A 1,231-nucleotide genomic window follows, 5' to 3' on the forward strand; every position below is an offset into this window, starting at 1 on the left:
TGGACCTGTCGCGGTTTGATGCCGCTCCTTTGATAGCATTTACTGCAACAAAGGAGATGAACTATGGGACTGAAACGTACGGACGAATTTCGCCAAGATGCGGTGCGGATTGCATTGACCAGTGGGCTAACGCGTAAGCAGGTGGCTGCTGATCTTGGCGTGGGCATGTCGACGCTGAACAAATGGATCACAGCGCACCGAGACACGGATGTGGTTTCGAAAGAGGATTTGGACCTCGCCAGAGAGAATGAACGGCTTCGACGCGAGAACCGTCTTCTCAAGGAGGAGAGGGAGATCTTAAAAAAAGCCACCCAGTTCTTTGCGGGCCTAAAGCAATGAAGTTTAGGTTCATCGAGGAACACAGAGCCAACTTCCCGGCCAACCGATTATGCGATGTTGTTGGCGTCAGCACTCGCGGGTTGCGGGCCTTCCGCAGCCGACCTGCCAGCCGCAGACAGCGGTCTGATTTGGTCACACTGGCTCATATCAAAGAACAGTCGCGTCTGAGCTTAGGCAGCTATGGCCGCCCGCGCATGACCGAAGAACTTAAGGAGATCGGTTTAGATGTCGGGCACCGCCGTGTTGGCCGTTTGATGCGCCAGAATGGCATATCTGTCGTCAGAACCCGTAAACACAAGGTTACGACGGATAGCGATCACAAGTTCAATATTGCGCGAAACCTATTAGATCGTGACTTTACGGCGGATCAACCAAACCAGAAATGGGCTGGTGACATCAGCTATGTCTGGACGCGCGAGGGCTGGTTATATCTGGCCGTGATCTTGGATCTTCATTCCCGACGCGTCATTGGCTGGGCTGTGAGTAACCGCATGAAGCGTGACCTCGCGATCCGAGCGTTGAAGATGGCCGTCGCGTTCCGGCAACCACCCAAAGGCTGTATCCACCACACAGATCGTGGATCGCAATACTGTTCCCATGATTATCAGAAGACCCTGCGCCAACACGGCTTCAGGGTATCTATGAGCGGCAAGGGCAATTGTTACGACAATGCAGCGGTCGAAACGTTCTTCAAAACCATCAAGGCTGAACTGATCTGGCGGCATCCTTGGGAGACGCGGCGGAAGGCTGAGATGGCCATCTTCGAATATATCAATGGCTTCTACAATCCGCGCCGCCGACACTCAGCACTGGGCTGGAAAAGCCCCGTCGCTTTCGAACGGAAAGCGGCATAAACGAGCACTTGGGGCGGCACGAAAGCGCGACAGGTCCA

1 protein-coding gene is annotated in these 1,231 nt (G+C 54.3%); it reads left to right on the plus strand.

Features of this window, described 5'->3' with window-relative positions; all coding sequences use genetic code 11:
* The first annotated feature begins 63 nt into the window (after window positions 1–63).
* Window positions 64–1,193 (plus strand): IS3 family transposase gene (locus MWU61_RS19625; RefSeq protein ID WP_247130170.1). Its coding sequence is split into 2 segments (ribosomal slippage): window positions 64–295 and window positions 295–1,193, totalling 1,131 coding nucleotides; the frame shifts between segments, so codons are not numbered across the junction.
* The last annotated feature ends 38 nt before the right edge of the window (window positions 1,194–1,231 follow it).

Source organism: Loktanella sp. F6476L (genome assembly GCF_023015725.1).
Taxonomy (GTDB): Bacteria; Pseudomonadota; Alphaproteobacteria; order Rhodobacterales; family Rhodobacteraceae; genus Yoonia.